The sequence below is a fragment of the Pseudomonas sp. B2021 genome (assembly GCF_018135665.1).
GTDB classification, from domain to species: Bacteria; Pseudomonadota; Gammaproteobacteria; order Pseudomonadales; family Pseudomonadaceae; genus Aquipseudomonas; species Aquipseudomonas lactis.
The window spans coordinates 3,520,704-3,540,730 of record NZ_SMOF01000001.1; the positions used below are offsets into that span (position 1 = coordinate 3,520,704).

At 62.6% G+C, this 20,027-nt stretch carries 14 protein-coding genes; all 14 read left to right on the forward strand.

Annotated elements, in window-relative coordinates; genetic code table 11:
• Window positions 1-121: 121 nt before the first annotated feature.
• The 14 genes from E1K68_RS15630 (at window position 122) to E1K68_RS15695 (ending at window position 19,856) form a co-directional block, all read left to right on the forward strand.
• Complete coding sequence (locus E1K68_RS15630) at window positions 122-1,135, forward strand: alpha/beta hydrolase (RefSeq protein ID WP_212614358.1); 1,014 nt, start codon at window positions 122-124, stop codon at window positions 1,133-1,135.
• 25 nt (window positions 1,136-1,160) lie between these two features.
• Window positions 1,161-2,114, forward strand: a complete 954-nt coding sequence (locus tag E1K68_RS15635; RefSeq protein ID WP_034135731.1) for a D-2-hydroxyacid dehydrogenase family protein — start codon at window positions 1,161-1,163, stop codon at window positions 2,112-2,114.
• A 480-nt stretch (window positions 2,115-2,594) separates the two neighbouring features.
• Window positions 2,595-4,151, forward strand: coding sequence for a glycogen synthase GlgA (glgA, locus tag E1K68_RS15640; RefSeq protein WP_003191588.1), 1,557 nt, complete (start codon window positions 2,595-2,597; stop codon window positions 4,149-4,151).
• A 30-nt stretch (window positions 4,152-4,181) separates the two neighbouring features.
• Entirely contained in the window at window positions 4,182-5,927 is a 1,746-nt protein-coding gene (treZ, locus tag E1K68_RS15645) for a malto-oligosyltrehalose trehalohydrolase (protein WP_212614359.1), read from the forward strand.
• A complete protein-coding gene (gene malQ / locus E1K68_RS15650) occupies window positions 5,924-8,008 on the forward strand; it encodes a 4-alpha-glucanotransferase (RefSeq protein WP_212614360.1) in 2,085 nt (694 codons plus the stop codon). The genes treZ and malQ overlap by 4 nt, the downstream gene beginning before the upstream one ends.
• Window positions 8,005-10,755 carry a malto-oligosyltrehalose synthase gene (locus E1K68_RS15655; RefSeq protein WP_212614361.1) on the forward strand — a complete coding sequence of 917 codons (2,751 nt, stop codon included), beginning with the start codon at window positions 8,005-8,007 and terminating at the stop codon, window positions 10,753-10,755. The genes malQ and E1K68_RS15655 overlap by 4 nt, the downstream gene beginning before the upstream one ends.
• 23 nt (window positions 10,756-10,778) lie before the next feature.
• Window positions 10,779-11,048, forward strand: coding sequence for a DUF2934 domain-containing protein (locus tag E1K68_RS15660; protein WP_003191595.1), 270 nt, complete (start codon window positions 10,779-10,781; stop codon window positions 11,046-11,048).
• 121 nt (window positions 11,049-11,169) lie between these two features.
• Window positions 11,170-13,329 carry a glycogen debranching protein GlgX gene (gene glgX, locus E1K68_RS15665; RefSeq protein WP_212614362.1) on the forward strand — a complete coding sequence of 720 codons (2,160 nt, stop codon included), beginning with the start codon at window positions 11,170-11,172 and terminating at the stop codon, window positions 13,327-13,329.
• Between the two features lies 1 nt (window position 13,330).
• Complete coding sequence (locus tag E1K68_RS15670) at window positions 13,331-14,329, forward strand: acyl-CoA dehydrogenase family protein (RefSeq protein WP_212614363.1); 999 nt, start codon at window positions 13,331-13,333, stop codon at window positions 14,327-14,329.
• A complete protein-coding gene (locus tag E1K68_RS15675) occupies window positions 14,326-15,084 on the forward strand; it encodes a PIG-L family deacetylase (RefSeq protein ID WP_094774678.1) in 759 nt (252 codons plus the stop codon). The genes E1K68_RS15670 and E1K68_RS15675 overlap by 4 nt, the downstream gene beginning before the upstream one ends.
• Entirely contained in the window at window positions 15,081-15,680 is a 600-nt protein-coding gene (locus E1K68_RS15680) for an SAM-dependent methyltransferase (protein ID WP_003191601.1), read from the forward strand. Before E1K68_RS15675 ends, E1K68_RS15680 begins: the two co-directional genes overlap by 4 nt.
• Window positions 15,677-16,336 (forward strand): glycosyltransferase, encoded by a 660-nt coding sequence (locus tag E1K68_RS15685; protein WP_003191602.1) that lies wholly within the window; start codon window positions 15,677-15,679, stop codon window positions 16,334-16,336. The genes E1K68_RS15680 and E1K68_RS15685 overlap by 4 nt, the downstream gene beginning before the upstream one ends.
• A gap of 393 nt (window positions 16,337-16,729) precedes the next feature.
• Window positions 16,730-17,491 carry a PIG-L family deacetylase gene (locus E1K68_RS15690; RefSeq protein WP_034135723.1) on the forward strand — a complete coding sequence of 254 codons (762 nt, stop codon included), beginning with the start codon at window positions 16,730-16,732 and terminating at the stop codon, window positions 17,489-17,491.
• 211 nt (window positions 17,492-17,702) lie between these two features.
• Entirely contained in the window at window positions 17,703-19,856 is a 2,154-nt protein-coding gene (locus E1K68_RS15695) for a TonB-dependent siderophore receptor (RefSeq protein WP_212614364.1), read from the forward strand.
• Window positions 19,857-20,027: the final 171 nt, after the last annotated feature.

Sequence of the window (20,027 nt, forward strand, 5' to 3'; positions counted from 1 at the left end):
CCTCGATTTCACTTATTCAAGGAATACCTTGACCTGAAGGCACCCTCGCCTCACGGCAACTATTAATTTTCACTTAATCCCCTCCCCACAGCATCCGAACATCCCACTCGGAGCCCGACCTATGCCCTTATTCCGCGTTTTCTGCGCCGCCATCCTGCTTAGCGCCCCCGCCGCCCACGTGATCGCTGCCACCGAAGGCGCCACGTATGGCCCTGAACTCCAAGGCTTCCAATACCCCCACCCCCTCCAACATTTCAGCTTCCAATCCCAAGGCAAAAACCTGCAAATGGGCTACATGGACGTCCCCGCCACTGGTACTCCAAATGGTCGCAGCGTGGTGCTGATGCACGGCAAGAACTTCTGCGGCGCCACCTGGGAGGGTTCGATCAAGGCGCTGAGTGACGCCGGTTACCGCGTCATCGCCCCGGACCAGATTGGTTTTTGCACCTCCAGCAAGCCCGACCATTACCAATACAGCTTCCAGCAACTGGCGACCAACACCCATCAACTGCTGGAAAAGCTCGGCATTCAAAAGGCCACGGTGATCGGCCATTCCACCGGCGGCATGCTCGCCACGCGCTATGCGCTGATGTACCCCCAGCAAACCGAACAGCTTGGCCTCGTGAACCCCATCGGCCTGGAAGACTGGAAAGCCCTCGGCGTGCCTTACCAGAGCGTCGACCAGTGGTACCAGCGCGAGCTGAAGCTGAGCGCCGACGGTGTACGCAACTATGAGCGAAACACCTATTACGTTGGGCGCTGGAAACCCGAGTACGAGCGCTGGGTAGACATGCTCGCCGGCCTGAACAAAGGCCCGGGGCATCTGCAGGTTGCCTGGAACTCGGCGTTGATTTACGACATGATCTTCACCCAGCCGGTGTACTACGAGTTCAAGGACTTGCAGGTACCTACCCTGCTGCTGATCGGCACCAGCGACACCACCGCTATCGGCAAAGATGTGGCGCCGCCGGCGGTGAAGGCCAAAATCGGTCATTACGAGGTACTGGGCAAGCAGGTGGCCAAGCTGATTCCCCGCGCTACGCTAGTGGAGTTTCCAGGCCTGGGGCATGCGCCCCAAATGGAAGAACCTGAACAGTTTCATAAAGCCCTGTTGCAGGGGTTGAAGGCCCTTTAATTCCAACTTTTCGAGGCCCGCGTGCATGTCGATACAGATCGCAGTGTTGGATGATTGGCAAAACGTGGCCAGCGAGGTGGTGGATTGGTCGACGCTGGACAGCGTAGGCAAGGTGCATTTTCTCCACGACTACCCCGCCGATACCGCCACCATGGTCGAGCGCTTGAAAGGGTTCGAGGTGATTTGCCTGATGCGCGAACGCTCAACCTTTGACAAAGCCCTGCTGCAAGGGCTGCCCCAGCTCAAATTGCTGGTGACCGGCGGCATGCGCAATGCCGCCATCGACATTCCCGCCGCCAAGGCCCTGGGCATCCAGGTGTGCGGCACCGACAGCTATAAACACGCCGCACCGGAACTCACCTGGGCCTTGATCATGGCCTCTACGCGCAACCTGCTCGCCGAAGCCAACTCGCTGCGCGCAGGTGGATGGCAGGTTGGCCTGGGCGGCGATCTGCATGGCAAGACCTTGGGCATCCTGGGGCTGGGCAGCATTGGCCAGAAAGTCGCAAGGTTCGCCCAGGTGTTTGGCATGCGGGTGATTGCCTGGAGTGAAAACCTCACACCCGAGCGTGCGGCGGAGTCGGGGGTGACCTGGGTCAGCAAGCGCGAGCTGTTTGAGCAGGCGGATATCCTGACCATCCATCTGGTGCTCAGCGAGCGCAGCCGTGGCCTGGTGGATGCGCAAGCCTTGGGTTGGATGAAACCCAGCGCGCGGCTGGTGAACACCGCACGCGGGCCGATTGTGGATGAGCAGGCACTGGTGCAAGCCTTGAGCCGCGGTCGCCTGGCCGGGGCGGCGCTGGACGTGTATGCCGAGGAACCCCTGCCGGCTGACCATCCGTTTCGCAGCCTGCCCAATGTGCTGGCTACGCCACACGTGGGGTATGTGAGCGAGCAGAATTACCGGCAGTTCTATCAGCAGATGATCGAAGATATCCAAGCCTGGGCCGAGGGTGTGCCCATTCGCGGGCTCGCCTGACGCACCACTTTAGTGCGTTATTTCACCCTGTATTCAGGTAGGAGCGAGCTTGCTCGCGAAAAACGCCAACGATAACGCGGTCATTCTGGTTTTACTCGGCGGCCTTTGGTTTTTCGCGAGCAAGCTCGCTCCTACAGAGGCAGGGCGGTATATCGTTAAAAGTTTTTTGTCCTACAAAATCCGCATGAAAACCCAGCAGGCGCTGGGATCTGTCCTAGACTCATGACCGATGGGTCCGTTCCAAAACAAAAACCCCGCAAAAAATCTAAACTTTCGAAACCTGCCGCTGGTCAAGTTTTAGGTAAGGGCGAGCACGCGCGCTTCAGGCCGAATGCCCGCTCATCCAATCTTTTTAAGCCGACGTTACAACTGGCATACGCCTTGCCAGCTTGTATAGCGCTTGTGTGTCTGGCCGCAGGATGCGGTCACTCGGAGCCGATGGCAGCGGGCCATTAGCCAACCAACAGATGGGAGTGCATTATGATCAGTGCCGCAGTAGATACTCAGGGAGAGCGTTTTAGTCAGCCGGCAGGAGGGCCAAAGTCTTTGGCCGACCTGCCCAACACTGTGCGGCCGGTCGTGAGTCAGAATCCGAATCGAAAGAAAGTCTTGTTTGTCACTTCCGAGTTCGCGGACCTGGTGAAAACCGGCGGCCTGGGCGACGTCTCCGCGGCCCTGCCCCGCGCCATGGCGCACCTACATGATGTGCGGGTGCTGATCCCGGGTTACCCGCAAGTGATGGAAAGCGACAACCCGATTCATATCGTCGGTGAACTGGGCGGCCACGCTGCGTTGCCACCGTGCAAGATCGGGCGCATGGACCTCAAGGATGGCCTGGTCATCTACGTACTGATCTGCCCCGAACTGTATGAGCGTGAAGGCACGCCCTACGGCGCCAACAATGGTCGCGACTGGCCAGACAACCATATCCGCTTCGCCCGCCTGGGCCTTGCTGCCGCCGACATGGCCGCCAACCTCGCGCAAATCCACTGGTGCCCAGACCTGGTGCACGCCCATGACTGGCCTGCGGGCCTGGCTCCGGCGTATATGCACTGGCGTGGGTCACGTACGCCCACCCTGTTCACCATTCATAACCTGGCCTACCAGGGCGTGGTCAGCCTGGCCTCGACGCCAGAGCTGGGCATTCCGCCCCACGCCCTGCAACAGGAAGGCATGGAGTTCTACGGCAAGATGTCGTTTCTCAAGGCGGGGATGGCGTATTCCAGCCATATCACCACCGTGAGCGCCACTTACGCCCAGGAGATCACCACCCCGGAATTCGGGTGTGGCCTGGACGGTTTCCTTGCCAGCAAGACTCAACAGGGGCTGCTCAGCGGCATTCCCAACGGTATCGACGAAAGCTGGGAAACCTCCACCGACACGCACCTGATCCACAACTTCAATATCGGCGACTGGGAAGGCAAGGCCATCAACGCCGCCCATGTGCGCGAGCTGTTTGAGCTGCAGCCATCCAGTGGCCCGCTGTTCGCGGTGGTCTCGCGCCTGGTCTACCAGAAAGGCCTGGACCTCACCGAAGCCGTCGCCAGTTTCATCGTTGAGAACGGCGGCCAGATTGCGATCATCGGCCGTGGCGAGCCTGAAGAAGAACAGGCCATGCGCGAATTGGCACTGCGCTTCCCTGGCCAGGTAGGCGTGCGCATCGGCTTCAACGAGACCGATGCACGCCGCATGTTCGCCGGCAGCGATTTTCTGCTGATGCCGTCACGCTATGAGCCCTGCGGCCTGAGCCAGATGTATGCGCAACGCTTCGGCTCGTTGCCGGTGGCGCGTAACACCGGCGGGCTGGCGGACACCATTGAGGATGGCGTCACCGGGTTCCTGTTCAATGAGTCAACGGTGCAAAGCTACGAAGAGGCGCTGCGCCGCGCCTTCAAGGTGTTCGCCTTCCCCGGTCTGCTCAATGCCATGCGCAGCCGTGCCATGACCCAGCCGTTCAACTGGTGCCAGGCGGTGGAACCCTACGCCGAACTCTACGAACAACTGGTGGCCAAGGCCCTGGGGAAATCGAACAAATAGCGATTGGAACAACAAGGGAGGTCTTCATAGATGCCGTTACGGACTCTTGAAACCTGGCCCCACGGCGCAATCATGCTGGACGCGCACCGCACGCGCTTTGCGTTATGGGCGCCAGACGCATTTTATGTCAGCGTTGAATTGGAACAGGGTAAAACCATCGTCATGCTGCCCCAGGCCGGTGGTTGGTTCGAAGTCGAAGTCGCGTGCCCTGCCGGCACGCTTTACCGCTTTAATATCGATGGCGAAAACACGGTGCCTGACCCCGCCTCCAGGGCCCAGGCGCTGGATGTGCATGGCTGGAGCCGAGTAGTCGACCCCCTCGCCTATGAATGGCGCCACAGCCAGTGGCAAGGCCGCCCCTGGCACACGGCGGTGATCTACGAGCTTCACGTTGGCGCCATGGGCGGCTACGCTGGCGTCGAGAAACACTTGCCGCGCCTGGCTGAGCTGGGCGTCACCGCCATTGAGTTAATGCCTCTGGCGCAATTCCCCGGCGAGCGCAATTGGGGCTATGACGGCGTACTGCCCTACGCGCCCCACGCCACCTACGGCACGCCCGAGCAACTCAAGCAACTGATCGACAGTGCCCACGGCCATGGCTTGGCCGTGATCCTCGATGTGGTCTACAACCACTTCGGCCCCGACGGCAATTACCTGGGCCAGTACGCCCAGGGTTTCTTCCAGGAAGACGTGCACACGCCCTGGGGCGCCGGCATTGATTTCGAGCGCCGCGAGGTGCGGGATTTCTTCCTCGATAACGCCTTGATGTGGCTGCTCGAATACCGCTTCGACGGCCTTCGCCTGGATGCCGTGCACGCCATCGACAACCCTGGGTTTCTGCAGGAACTGGCACAACGGGTACGCCAGCAGGTGGACGGCGGGCGCCACGTGTGGCTGATGCTGGAAAACGAACTGAACCAGGCCAGCCTGTTGCAGCACGATTTCGACGCGCAATGGAATGACGACTTTCATAATGTGCTGCACGTGCTGCTCACCGGTGAAACCGACGCCTACTACAGCGACTTTGCCGAACAGCCCACCGCCAAGCTGGCGCGCTGCCTGGCCGAGGGGTTCATCTACCAGGGCGAGACCACACGCCATGGGCATGCCCGCGGCGAGCCCAGTGCGGATTTGCCCCCCAGCGCCTTCGTGGCGTTCCTGCAAAACCACGACCAGGTCGGCAACCGCGCCTTGGGAGAACGCCTGCACCAGCTGTGTTCGCCCGAGGCGCTGAAAGCGGCGACTGCCCTGCTGTTGCTGTGCCCCATGATCCCGATGCTGTTCATGGGCGACGAGGTAAGTGCCGCCGAGCCCTTCCTGTTTTTTACCGACCATCATGGCCAATTGGCCGAGGCGGTGCGTGAGGGGCGGCGCAATGAATTTGCCGACTTCGCGGCGTTTCACGACCCCGAGCAACGCCAGCGCATCCCCGACCCCAACGCGCTGCAAACCTTTTTACAGTCGGTGCCCTCCTTCGTCGAGAACGACCACACCCAGCTCTACCGTCACCTGCTGAGCCTGCGTCACACACACGTGGTGCCGCACTTGCCCGGTACGGTGGCCCTGGGCGCGCAGGTGCTGGCTGACCATGCCGTCACCGCGCGCTGGCGTCTGGGCAACGGCCGTGTGCTGCAGATCGACCTGAACCTGAGTGAACAGCCCCTGGATCATCCGGCACCCCACCCGATTATTTTCCAAACGCCTGCCCAGCAAGGTGCGCACTTACCGCCCTTGAGCGCACGCGTTTGCTTATCCCCTGTTGGAGACATTCTTTGAGCGAAGCGAACCTGGAAATTCTCGCCAGCCGCGCAGGCCTGGCCGTCGATTGGATCGATGCCAACGGTCGCCCGCAGCATGTAAAGCCTGACGCCCTGCGCGCCGTGCTCAAAGGCCTTGGGCATCCGGCCGACAACGACGACGAGATCGACGCCAGCCTGCAGCAACTTGAGCAGGCACAGCAAGACACCCACCTGCCGCCCTTGATGACCACCGACAGCGGCGCGGGCCTGGACCTGGCGCGCTATTTCGCCCCGGACACCCCGTGTCGCGTCAGCCTGGAAGGCGGCGAAACCCTGGAGCTGCGCCTGGACGGCGAGGCCGTGCTGCCCGGCGTCATTGCCCTCGGCTACCACCAGGTGCATATCGACGGGCAAACCTTCACCCTGGCCGTCGCGCCCAGCCATTGCTATAGCGTGGCCGACGCGGTCGACAGCCAACCCGCTCGCGCCTGGGGCCTGAGCGCCCAGCTGTATGCCTTGCGCCGCCTCGGCGATGGCGGTTTTGGCGACACCCTGGCTCTGGAACACCTGGTGCGTTCAGCCGCCGAGCGCGGCGCCGACGCCGTGGCAATCAGCCCGATGCACGCGATGTTCAGTGCCGACACGGAGCGCTTCAGCCCTTATTCACCCTCCAGCCGCCTGTTTCTCAACAGCCTGTATGCTTCGCCGGCGTGCATCCTCGGTGAACGTGAGGTGCGTAACGCCATCGAGGCTGCCGGCTTGGCCGATGAGCTGCATGCCCTGGAACAGCTCACGCTGATCGACTGGCCTGCCGCCGCCAAGGCCAAGCAACGCCTGCTGCGCACGCTGTATGAAGACTTCCGCCACGGCGCGCATCCCCAGCATGCCGACTTTCAAAGCTTCCGCCAGGCCGGTGGCGAAGCCCTGGAAAACCACTGCCGCTTCGAAGCCATCCAGGCCCAGCGTGCTGCCGCCGGTGAGGACCTGGACTGGCGCCAATGGCCCGAAGCCTGGCGTACGCCACAAAGCCCGGCCCTGGCGCAGTTCGCCGAAGACAACCGCGATGAAATCGGTTATTACGCCTTCACCCAATGGCTGATCGCCCGCAGCCTTGAGCGCGCCCAACAAGCCGCCCGTGGCAGCGGCATGGGCATCGGCCTGATCGCCGACCTGGCGGTGGGTGCCGACGGTGGCGGCAGCCAGGCCTGGAGCCGCCAGGATGAACTGCTGGCCGACCTCACTGTGGGCGCGCCGCCGGACATTCTCAACCGCGCAGGCCAAGGCTGGGGCATCTCTGCCTTTTCGCCTGAGGGCCTCAAGCGCAATGGCTATCGCGCCTTTATCGAAATGCTGCGGGCCAACTTCGCCCATGCCGGCGGCTTGCGCATCGACCACGTGATGGGCTTGCAACGCCTGTGGGTGATCCCCCTGGGCGCATCACCCCGCGAAGGGGCCTACTTGTATTACCCGGTGGACGACCTGCTGCGTTTGCTCGCCCTGGAATCGCACCGCCACCAGGCCATCGTCCTCGGTGAAGACCTGGGCACCGTGCCCGACGGCCTGCGCGAAAAGCTCAGTGCCCGCTCGATCCTGGGCATGCGTGTGCTGCTGTTCGAACAGCACCATGACGGCCAGTTCAAGCCCATACTCGATTGGCCCGACAACGCCTTGGCCACCACCAGTACCCACGACTTGCCCACCCTTAATGGCTGGTGGCACAGCCGCGATATCGAATGGAACATCCAGCTGGGCCTGATCGACGCGCCTACTGTGGACCAATGGAGCGAACACCGCCTGCGCGAACGCCAGGCACTGCGCCAAGCCTTGAGCCAGGACCCGCAGAACTTCATCGATGAAATCCGCAACGACACCGACCATATGATCGACGCCAGCGTGCGCTACCTGGGCCATACCCGCGCGCCCCTCGTGTTGTTGCCCCTGGAAGATGCTTTGGGCATCGAGGAGCAAGCCAACCTGCCGGGCACCCTCGACACCCACCCCAATTGGCGCCGCCGCTTGCCCGGCGAAGCCGCCAGCCTGCTCGACAATGACAGCGCCGCGCGTCGCCTCGAACTGCTGGCCGTAGCGCGCAACCAAGCCTATGAGCGTGACCGATGAACGCACTGCCCCTGCGCGCCACCCAGCGCCTGCAATTTCATAAAGGCTTTACCCTCGATGACGCGGTGCCGCTGGTGCCGTATTTCGCCCAACTGGGCATCAGCCATCTGTATGCCTCACCGCTGTTAAGCGCCCGCGCCGGCTCCATGCACGGCTACGATGTGGTCGACCCGACCCGCGTCAACCCGGAGCTGGGGGACGAAGCGGCGTTGCGTCGCCTGGTCGCCGCGCTGCGTGAGCACGACATGGGCTTGATCCTCGATATCGTCTCCAACCATATGGCCGTGGGCGGCGCGGACAACCCTTGGTGGCTGGACCTGCTGGAGTGGGGCCGCCTGAGCCCCTACAGCGAGTTCTTCGACATCCAGTGGCATTCCCCCGACCCGTTGCTCAAGGGCCAGTTGCTGATGCCCTTTCTCGGCAGCGATTACGGCGAAGCCTTGCAGAATGGCACCTTGCCGCTCAAGTTCGATGCCGAACAGGGGAGTTTCTACGTCGAGCATTACGAACACCGTTTTCCGATTTGCCCCAGGGACTACGGCCTGATCCTGGGCAACGATGAGTTACTCAAACCGCTGGCCGAACGTTTCGCCGCCCTCGCCTATCAGCACGACGCCTACGCCGAAGCCGCCACGCTCAAACAAGCCCTGGCCGAACGCGCCAGCGAGCTGCTGCCAGCCATCGAACAACGCCTGGCTGCATTCGACAGTCGCCAGCCCGAGGGCTTCGAGCGCCTGCATCACCTGCTTGAACAACAGACCTATCGCCTGGCCAGTTGGCGCACCGCCGCAGACGACATCAACTGGCGGCGCTTCTTCGACGTCAATGAGCTGGGCGGCCTGCGGGTCGAGCGTGCAGCGGTGTTCGAAGCCACCCATGGCAAGATTTTCGAGCTGATCAGCGCGGGGCTGGTCGACGGCCTGCGCATCGACCATATCGACGGCCTCGCCGACCCGCGTGGCTATTGCCGCAAATTGCGTCGGCGGGTGGATGCGCTGTCACCCCAGCGCCACTTGCCGATCTTTGTCGAAAAGATCCTTGGCGAAGGCGAAACCCTGCGCGAAGACTGGCAGGTGGATGGCACCACTGGCTACGAGTTCATGAACCAGTTGTCATTGCTGCAACACCAACCCGAGGGGTTTGCGCCGCTGGCCCAGATGTGGACGCGTTACAGCGAACGGCCTTCAGCCTTCGGCGAAGAGGCGCGGCTGGCGCGCCAGCAGATCCTCAATGGTTCGTTGGGCGGCGACTTCGAAAGCGTGGCCCAGGCCCTGCTGCAAGTGGCCCGCGATGACGTAATGACCCGCGATCTGACCCTGGGCGCCATTCGCCGTGCCTTGCAGGAACTGATTGTGCATTTCCCGGTGTACCGCACCTATATCAGCGCCAAGGGCCGCAGTGCGGACGATGACAAGGTGTTCCAGCAGGCCATGGAGGGTGCGCGCAGCACCCTCAACGAGGGCGACTGGCCGGTGCTCGACCACCTGGAGCAATGGCTCGGTGGCCAGCCATGGCGCAATCGCCCGGTGGGCCGCGCGCGCAAGATGCTCAAGCATGCCTGCGTGCGCTTCCAGCAACTGACCTCGCCAGCTGCCGCCAAGGCCGTGGAAGACACCGCGTTCTACCGCTCGGCGGTGTTGTTGTCGCGCAACGATGTGGGTTTCAGTACCGAGCAATTCAGTGCGCCGTTGGCCGATTTCCATGCGGCCAATCAACAGCGCCTGCAGACCTTCCCCGGCAACCTGCTGGCCACCGCCACCCACGACCACAAACGCGGCGAAGACACCCGTGCGCGCCTGGCGGTACTCAGCGAGTGCGCCCCCTGGTATGCCGAACAGGTCGAGCACTGGCGCCGCCTGGCCGAGCCTTTGCGCGAGAGCGCCGAGAGCCCCTCGGCGGGTGATGAACTGATTCTTTATCAGGTGCTGCTGGGCAGTTGGCCGCTGGAGCCCAACCCCGATCTGGAGGCGTACCAGCAACGCCTGTGGCAGTGGCAGCAAAAAGCCCTGCGCGAGGCCAAGTTGCAGAGCAGTTGGAGCGCGCCCAACGAGGCTTACGAAAAGGCGGTGGAAGCGTTCCTCAAGCGCCTGCTGCTCAGTGAGGCCGGTGCGCCGCTGCGCAGTGCGTTGGACATCGCTGCGCAGGCCATCGCCCCCGCCGGCGCCCTGAATGGGCTGGCGCAAACCTTGCTTCATCTGACCGTGCCGGGTGTGCCGGATATTTACCAGGGCGATGAGTTCTGGGACTTCAGCCTGGTCGACCCGGACAACCGGCGCCCGGTGGACTTCGCTGCGCGGCAACGTGCATTGCAGGCACCACCGGACATCGGCGAACTGTTGTTCAACTGGCGCGACGGGCGTATCAAACAGGCAGTGATCGCCCAGGTGCTGGGCCTGCGTAAAGCCTGCCCCGAACTGCTGCGCCATGGCAGCTACACACCGCTGGAAGTGCTGGGCCAGCACGCGGAACGCGTCGTTGCGTTCTACCGTGAACATCAGGGCAGGCAGTTGCTGGTGGTGGTGCCGCGCTGGTCTTATCCTCTGCTTGAAAACGGGATGTTTCCCCAGATCAATGCGCAGGTTTGGGGCGATACGCGGGTGAAATTACCGTTCGCCGCCCCTGCACAAAACTGGAAGGGACTTTTTCAAACGGGCGTAGTCACACCCAACAAGGAGCTGTTGATCAGCGCTGCCCTGGGGGATCTCCCGGTCAATGTCTTTATCAATCCTGATAATCAAGAAAGCTGAAAATTTTCTGTGAGGAGTTTGTGATGAGTAAAGAAGACAAACGCATTCGCGAACTGGCGCATCAGATCTGGGAGTCTGAAGGCAAGCCCGATGGCGCCCATGATCGCCACTGGGAGATGGCGCGCAAGCTGGCCGAAGCCGAGGCGCTGACGCCGAGCAAGCCTAAACCGGCCGCCAAGCCAAAAACCGCGCCCAAGGCTGCGGCCAAGCCCAAGCCGGCTGCGCCTGCCGCCGCCAAACCTGCGGCGAAGAAACCCGCCGCCCCGAAGAAGCCCAAACCGCCCGCCCCATGATTTCTCGGGCCTGCAGCACGCAATGCGCGCTGCAGGCTCTTTTCCGTCCATGCCATGCGCTGAAGCACCGTCAGTACGGCGGCGTTCGGCCCGAAAAAAGACCCCTTGCAGGAGCAACTCGATGAGCAAACCCGACAACACCACAGCGACGCCGGTTCATGAGCCGTCGCGGATCCGTGAAGGTTTGCCCTTCCCCCTTGGCGCCACCTGGGATGGCCTGGGTGTGAACTTTGCGCTGTTTTCCGCCAACGCCACCAAAGTAGAGCTGTGCCTGTTCGACGATACCGGCGAGGTTGAGCTGGAACGCATCGAACTGCCCGAATACACCGACGAAATCTTTCATGGCTACCTGCCCGATGCTCACCCCGGGCTGATTTACGGTTATCGCGTATACGGCCCCTATGACCCGGCCAATGGTCATCGCTTCAACCACAACAAGCTGTTGATCGACCCCTACGCCAAGCAACTGGTGGGCGAACTCAAATGGTCCGAAGCGCTGTTTGGCTACACCATCGGCCACCCGGACGACGACCTCAGTTTCGATGAACGCGACAGTGCGCCCTTTGTGCCTAAGTGCAAGGTCATCGACCCGGCGCACACCTGGGGCAACGACCAACCGGTACGGGTGCCATGGGACCGCACGATCATCTATGAAACCCACCTGCGTGGCATCAGCATGCGTCACCCTTCGGTGGGCGAGTCGGTGCGGGGCACCTGCGCCGGCTTGATGGAAGATGACGTGCTCAAGCATATCCGTCAGTTGGGTATCTCCTCGGTCGAGTTGCTACCGGTGCACGCCTTCATCAACGACCAGCATCTGCTGGAAAAAGGCATGACCAACTACTGGGGCTATAACAGCATCGCGTTCTTCGCCCCCGACCCGCGCTACCTGGCCAGCGGCAAGATCGCCGAGTTCAAGGAGATGGTCGCGCACCTGCATGAGCAAAAGCTGGAAGTGATTCTGGACGTGGTCTACAACCACACCGCCGAAGGCAACGAGCGCGGCCCGACCCTGTCCATGCGTGGCATCGACAATGCCTCTTACTACCGGCTGATGCCCGACGACAAACGTTTCTACATCAACGATTCCGGCACCGGCAACACCCTGGATTTGAGCCACCCGTGCGTGCTGCAGATGGTCACCGACTCCCTGCGTTACTGGGCCACCGAGATGCACGTGGACGGCTTCCGCTTCGACCTGGCGACCATCCTCGGGCGCTACCGCGACGGCTTCGATGAGCGCCACAGTTTCCTCGTGGCGTGCCGCCAGGACCCGATCCTGCGCCAGTTGAAGCTCATCGCCGAACCCTGGGACTGCGGCCCCGGCGGCTACCAAGTCGGCAACTTCCCGCCAGGCTGGGTGGAATGGAACGACCGTTTCCGCGACACCGTGCGTGCGTTCTGGAAGGGCGACGACGGCCAACTCGCCGACTTCGCCGGGCGCATGACTGCCTCGGGCGAGATGTTCAACCACCGTGGGCGCAGGCCGTACAGCTCGGTGAACTTCATCACCGCCCACGACGGTTTCACCTTGCACGACCTGGTGTCGTACAACGACAAACACAACGAGGCCAACGACGAGAACAACCAGGACGGCAGCAATAACAATCTGTCCTGGAACCACGGTGTCGAAGGCCCTACCGACGACCCGGAGATCAACGCGCTGCGCCTGCGCCAGATGCGCAACTTCTTCGCCACTTTGCTGCTGGCCCAGGGCACGCCAATGATCGTCGCCGGGGACGAGTTCGCTCGCACTCAGCACGGCAACAACAACGCCTATTGCCAGGACAGCGAGATCGGCTGGGTCAACTGGGACCTGGACGATGACGGCAAGGCCCTGCTCAAGTTCGTCAAGCGCCTGATCAAGCTGCGCCTGGCGTACCCGATCCTGCGGCGCGGGCGTTTCCTGGTGGGCGACTACAACGAAGACATCGGCGTGAAGGACGTCACTTGGCTGGCGCCGGATGGCAACGAGATGACCACCGAGCAATGGGAAGACAGCCAGGGCCGTTGCCTGGGCATGCTGATGGATGGCCGCGCCCAGGAAACCGGGATTCGCCGCGCCGGGGCCGATGCCACGCTGCTGCTGGTGGTCAACGCCCATCACGACATGGTCAATTTCCGCCTGCCGCCGGTGCCGGAGGGTGAGTTCTGGACCTGCCTGCTCGACACCAACGACCCGGCTGTGCGTGGCCAGGAACGCTTTGATTTCGAGCATGAGTACGCGGTCACCGGCCGCTCGCTGCTGCTGTTTGAACTGCAGCACGAAGGCGAGGTGTGAAATGGCGTTGCACGGTTTCCTTCAGGGCTACCGGGGCTATGCCGACACGCAAGCCCTGGGTAATGCGCTGAGGGCCCTTCAAGAGGAAGGCCTTGACCAACTGCCGTTGCCGGGCAGCGGCGATACCCTGGCCCGCTTGAGCCAATTGGCTCAGGTGGCCGGGCATGACCTGCGCCTGTGCAAGTTGTTCGAAGGCCATACCGATGCGCTGGCGATCATTGCCGAACTCGACAGCCCCTTGCCGCCGCTGGGCAGCACCTGGGGCATGTGGGCGGCCGAGCCGCCGGCCGCCAAGGTGCGCGTGCGCCACGACGGCCAGCGATTGCTGGTCGAGGGGCGCAAAGCCTGGTGTTCCGGTGCGGCGGTGGTCAGCCATGGCTTGCTGACGGCCTGGGACGAAGAGGACCGCCAGCAACTGGTGGCCGTGGCGATGGATCAACCGGGCATCACGGTGACGGATGAGGGCTGGAAGGCAGTGGGCATGGCGGCGACCGGTAGTGTCGACATCCTGTTCAGTGCCGCCAGGGGGATTGCCGTGGGTGGCCCGGGCGACTATCTGTCCCGCCCGGGCTTCTGGCACGGCGGCATCGGCATCGCCGCGTGCTGGTACGGCGCGGCGCAACGCCTGGGTGAAGTGCTGCGCGCCCAATGTGCCACGCGTGCGGAGCCCCATGCACTGGCCCACCTCGGCGCGGTCGACAGCGCCCTGAACAGCGCCGCCTGCGTGTTGCGCGCCAGCGCCGCGCAGATCGACCGCGAGCCACGCGCCGATGCGCGGCAACTGGCGCAACAGACGCGTGCGTGTATCGAGGACACCGTCGAGCAAGTGATCCAGCATGTGGGCCGTGGGGTCGGCGCCGGGCCGTATTGCAAGGACCCGCACTTTGCCCAGTTGATGGCGGATTTGCCGGTGTATGTGCGGCAAAGCCATGCCGAACGCGACTTGGCCGCCCTCGGCGAACAGGTCGCCGGCGAGCCCACAGGGAGATGGGCGCTATGAAGCCCAATCCGATTGTTGGCCAGGGCACACCGCTGAGCCACTGGCAAAACAGCGCACGATTGGCCGAGTTGCCGCACATCAGTGTGGCGCAGTTGGTGCCGCCAGGGCATCGAGCGGTGATCGTCGCCCCGCACCCGGATGATGAAGTGCTGGGCAGCGGCGGCTTGCTGCAAGGGTTGGCGGCGCTGGATCGCCCCATCCAGTTGATCTCCGTCACCGATGGCAGCGCCAGCCACCCTGGCTCCAGGCGCTGGCCGGTGGAGCGCCTGAGCGTGGTGCGCCCGCAGGAATCAGCCCAGGCCCTGCACCGCCTTGGCTTGCCGCTGCACAGTTTGAAATGGCTGCGCGGCGGGTTCGCCGACAGCCATGTGGCCGAGCGCGAAACCCAGCTGTGCGAGTTTATCCAGCGCCACCTCAAGCCCAACGACGTGGTGTTTGCCACGTGGTGCGAGGATGGGCATTGCGACCATGAAGCCGTGGGCCGCGCCAGCGCCAACGCAGCCAAGGCCGTCGGCGCAGCGTTGTGTGAACTGCCGGTATGGACCTGGCACTGGGCCACTGCCGAAGACCACAAGGTGCCCTGGCATCGGGCGCGCAAGATCCCGCTGACCGCCGAGCAAGTGGCACGCAAACGCCATGCGATCCATGCCTTTGCCAGCCAGTTGGAGGGCGACCCGCAAATCGGCCTGCCTCCGGTGCTGGCGCCCTATGTGGTGGAACGCTTGCTGCAACCTTTTGAAATGGTATTCGTATGAGTGTGGCAACCCCCTACTTCGACCAATTGTTTGCCGGCAATGACGACCCTTGGGCTTTTCGCCAGCGCTGGTATGAACAACGCAAGCGCGCCCTGACCTTGGCCATGCTGACGCGGCCGCGCTATGCGTCGATATTCGAGCCGGGCTGTGCCAATGGCGAACTGAGTGCCGAGCTGGCGCCACGTTGCGACCGCCTGCTGTGCTGCGACACCGCCAGCGCTGCGGTGCGACTGGCACAGGCGCGGCTGGAGCGTTTTGCTCATGCCCGCGTGGAGCAGCGCCGCCTGCCGGAGCAATGGCCCAGCGGGCAGTTCGAACTGATCGTATTGAGTGAGCTTTGTTACTACCTGGATGCAGATGATTTGAAACGTCTGATCGATTGCGCCCTCGCCGCCTTGACCGCTGACGGTCAACTGCTGGCCTGCCATTGGCGACCACCCATTGACGGTTGCCCGCAAACCGCCGAACAGGCGCACGCCGTGCTCCAACAGCGTCTGGGTGTAGCACCGTTGGTGCAATATCAGGACGCGGATTTCCTACTCGACCTGTGGAGCCTCGACGGCACCTCAGTCGCTCGTCACGAGGGCTTACGATGATCGGTATTCTGATCCCGGCACATAACGAAGAAGCCTGGTTGGATGATTGCCTGAGGGCTGCGCGGATCGCCGCCGACCACCCGGGCTTGCTGGGTGAAGCGGTACACATCCTGGTGGTGCTCGACAGTTGCAGCGATGCCAGCGCGGCGATAGCTCAGGCCCACCAAGTGCACTGCCTGCACGTGCAGGCCCGCAATGTGGGGCATGCCCGTGGCGTGGGTGCAACGTACTTGCTGGAGCAAGGCGCGCGGTGGATTTCCTGTACCGACGCCGACAGCCGCGTCGCCCCTGACTGGCTGGTGGCCCAACTGGCCCAAGACTGTGACGCGGTGTGCGGCACAGTCACCGTAGACGCCTGGAGCGAAGGCTTCGACCCGGCTGCGCAGATCCGCTATCAGCAGGCCTACCAGGCCCGCGACGGGCATCGGCATATCCACGGTGCCAACCTGGGCGTGAGTGCCCGCGCCTATGTAGAGGCCGGAGGGTTTGAACCGCTGGAATGCCACGAAGATGTACAGCTGGTGCGTGATCTGGAGCGTTGCGGCGCCTCCATCGCCTGGAGCCATGCACCGCAAGTGGTGACCAGTGCGCGCCTGGATTGCCGGGCTGAGGGTGGGTTTGGGGACTATTTGAAGAGCTTGATGCAGGCTGGGTGAAAACGAAAAAGCGTTTAACAGCAGGGGGCTGGAGCGCGGTCATCGCAGGCAAGCCAGCTCCCACAGGGTTGTGTGCCAGGCGCTAATTTTTTGGGCAACCCATGACCTATGTGGGAGCTGGCTTGCCTGCGAAGATGTCGGCCCAGCCAACATTGATGGTGACTGACCGACCGCTTTCGCGAGCAAGCCCGCTCCCATAGTTGGATCGTGGGGCGGCAGGCTAATCGTCGACGGTTATGCGGCATCGCATCCAAAGTTGTGCGGACACCCATGCCTGTCTATGCTCCTAACGCCTCGCACAGCACTCACCCCAGCGGAGCCTGGGGTGAAGACAAGAGCGTCGTCCCGTCAACGGGGTACGACCCGGTATCAACCGACAAGGATGTGACACCCATGAAGCCTGCCTCCTTAAGCGAAGGCCGCCGCGGCCCCGCGCAAATCTGGAACAGTGCGCCGCAGTTGGCGCAAATCCCCATCATCTCCCTGAACACCCTGGTACCGCGCGGCGCTCGCGTGGTGGTGATCGCCCCGCACCCGGGCGATGAAGTGCTGGCGTGCGGCGGTTTGCTGCAACTGCTCAGCACCCAGGAGCATCCCCTGCAACTGATCTCCATCACCGACGGCAGCGCCAGCCATCCCGGCTCTCAGGTATGGCCGGCCAGCCGCTTGAGCGTGGTGCGCCCCCAGGAAAGCGCCGAAGCCCTGCGCCGATTGGGCATGCCCTTGCACAGCCTGAAATGGATTCGTGGCGGGTTTTGTGATGACGCCCTGGCCGCCCGTGAACAGCCGATGAGCCAGTTCATCGCGCGCTACCTGCAACCCGGCGACGTGGTGTTTACCACCTGGCGCAACGACGGCAATGACGACCACGATGCCGTCGGCCGCGCGAGTGCCAAGGCATGTAGTTTGGTGGGTGCGCAACTGTATGAACTGCCGGTCTGGGCCTGGCACTGGCCCGCACGGGAAAGCGCGGTAATGCCCTGGCAACGTGCGCGCAAGGTCCGCCTGGACACCTGGACCGTCGCGCGCAAACTGCACGCCGCCCATGCCTACGCCAGCCAATTGGTGGGCGACCCGCAGATCGGCTTACCACCGATGCTCGCGCAAATATTGCTGGAACGCATGCGCGAGCCCTACGAAATCCTGTTCACCTGAAAGCAACCCTGTAGGAGCGAGCTTGCTCGCGAAAAACCTCAACGATACGTGGGCTTCCTGAATAAACGCGGCGCCTGTGAGTCTTTCGCGAGCGAGGTCGCTCCTACAGCGTTGGGGCTTTTACCTACAGACTCAATCTGCCAAACTGATGCGAATAATTATCAACAGATTTACTATTCGCCACGGACGGCACTTGGGGAGCCCTACTTTCATGTCTGTGCAACAACGCGGCGGCAACGTTTTTACACCCAGTCTGATGGCAATCACTATCGCTCTAGCAACCTCCAATGCGGCCATTGCCGCCGACGCCGAAGCCCCGGCCACCATCGAGCTGGGTGCTACCCAGGTCTCGGGCCAACAGCTTGGCGCAACCACCGAAGGCAGCGAGTCGTACACCACCGGCTCGATGAAGACCGCAACCAAACTGCCGCTGACCCTGCGCGAAACCCCGCAGGCCGTCACCGTGATCACGCGCCAGCGCATGGATGACCAGGCCATGACCAGCATCAACGACGTGGTCAACGCCACGCCGGGGCTGTTCCTCAATTACTCCAACGGCCCTGGGCGACAAGGCTTTACCGCACGCGGTTTCGACATCGACAACCTCATGTATGACGGTATACCCAGCGGCTACAACGGTGCATCGGTAGGCGCGCAGCCGAACCTGGCAATGTTCGACCGCGTCGAAGTGGTGCGCGGCGCTACCGGCCTGGTGACCGGCGCGGGCAACCCTTCGGCCGCGATCAACCTGATCCGCAAGCGGCCACTGGACGAGCAGAAAGTCACGCTCACCGGCGCCGTCGGCAGCTGGGACGACTACCGTGGCGAGCTCGACGCCTCCAGCCCACTCAATGACAGTGGCACCTGGCGCGGCCGCGTCGTCACCTCTTACCGCGATGCCAACAGTTTTATCGACAAGGCCGAGCAGGATCATGGCCTTTTCTATGCCGTCACCGAAGCCGACCTGAGCGAAGACACCACCCTGACCCTCGGTTACTCGAACCAGAAGGACAAGACCAACTACTTCTGGGGCGCTTCGATGGTCGGCCTGGATGGGCGCCACCTGGGCCTGTCGCGCTCCTATAACCCAGGCACCGATTGGGAGAACAAGGACCAGGAAATCAACACCGTGTTCGCTGAGCTGCGCCAGCGCCTGGCCAACGACTGGAGCCTGCAGGTCAACGCCAACTATGCCGAACAGAACGCCTTGTTCTCCGGCTCCTACCAATCGCGCTGGACCAACAACACCCTGGCCCGCACGGTGTACCAGGCCAGCTATGATGAAAACCAGGCCGGGCTCGACGCCTTTGCCAGCGGCCCGTTCGAGGCGTTCGGCCGTAGCCATGAACTGGTGGTGGGCGCCAGCAAGCGCATCTACGACATGACCACCCATAACTACAGCCCGTACGACCTCAACTGGCCGATCAATGCCGGCAAACCGAACTTCACCCACACCAACAATGTGCGCGAAGTCACCACCCAGGATGGTTTCTACCTCACCAGTCGCCTGAGCCTGGCCGACCCGCTGAAGCTGATCCTCGGCGCTCGCCTGGACTGGTACGACTACGACAACCGTGATGCCGCCGGCGACTACAAGGTCACCCGCAACCTCACCCGCTACGCCGGCTTGATCTACGACCTGGACGACCAGCATTCGGTATACGTGAGCTACAGCGACATCTTCACGCCGCAAAAAGAAAAGAGCACAGCCGGCACCCCACTCAAGCCCATCGTCGGTAAAAATTATGAGGTTGGCGTCAAAGGCGAATATTTTGGTGGCGCGCTGAATGCCAGCGTGGCGCTGTTCCGCGTCGACCAGGAAAACCGCGCCGTGCCGGTGGTGGTGCCCAACTGCCCGCAGGCGTCTTGCTCTGTGGCCTCGGGTGAAATCCGCAGCCAGGGTATCGACTTCGAACTGCAAGGCGCCTTGACCGAAAACTGGCAGGTCGGCGGCGGCTATACCTATGCGCGCACCCACACCATCAAGGACGACGCCAATCCGCAGAAGGTCAACAAGCAATTTGACACCGACACGCCGGAACACCTGTTCAAAGTGACCACCCGCTATAACTTTCAGGGCCCATTGGAAAAACTCCGGGTCGGCGGCAATATTTCCTGGCAGAGCCGCATGTACAACGACATCAAGCTGGCCGATGGCAGCTACTATCGGCTCAAGCAAGGCGGCTACGCCGTCACCGACTTGATGGCAGGCTATCGGGTCAATCAACACCTGGACCTGCAGCTCAACGCCAACAACATTTTCGATCGCCACTACTACCAGTCCATCTCCGACTCAGTGACTTATGGCGGCGACTCCTATGGCAGCCCCCGCAATATGATGCTGACCGCCAAGTACAGCTTCTGAGCCTCATCGCTACCTCGGCTGCCCGCTCGGGCAGCCGTTCTTAAAGTCCCGTGCCTGCATGCCGATAACGCGTGGGTAACCGGCAATAATCGTGAACATCTGCTTCACTCCACAGCGGCGCGCCTGGGTGGCACACCGCGTGCTTGCTTGACCTCGACGCCCCCCCCTCTC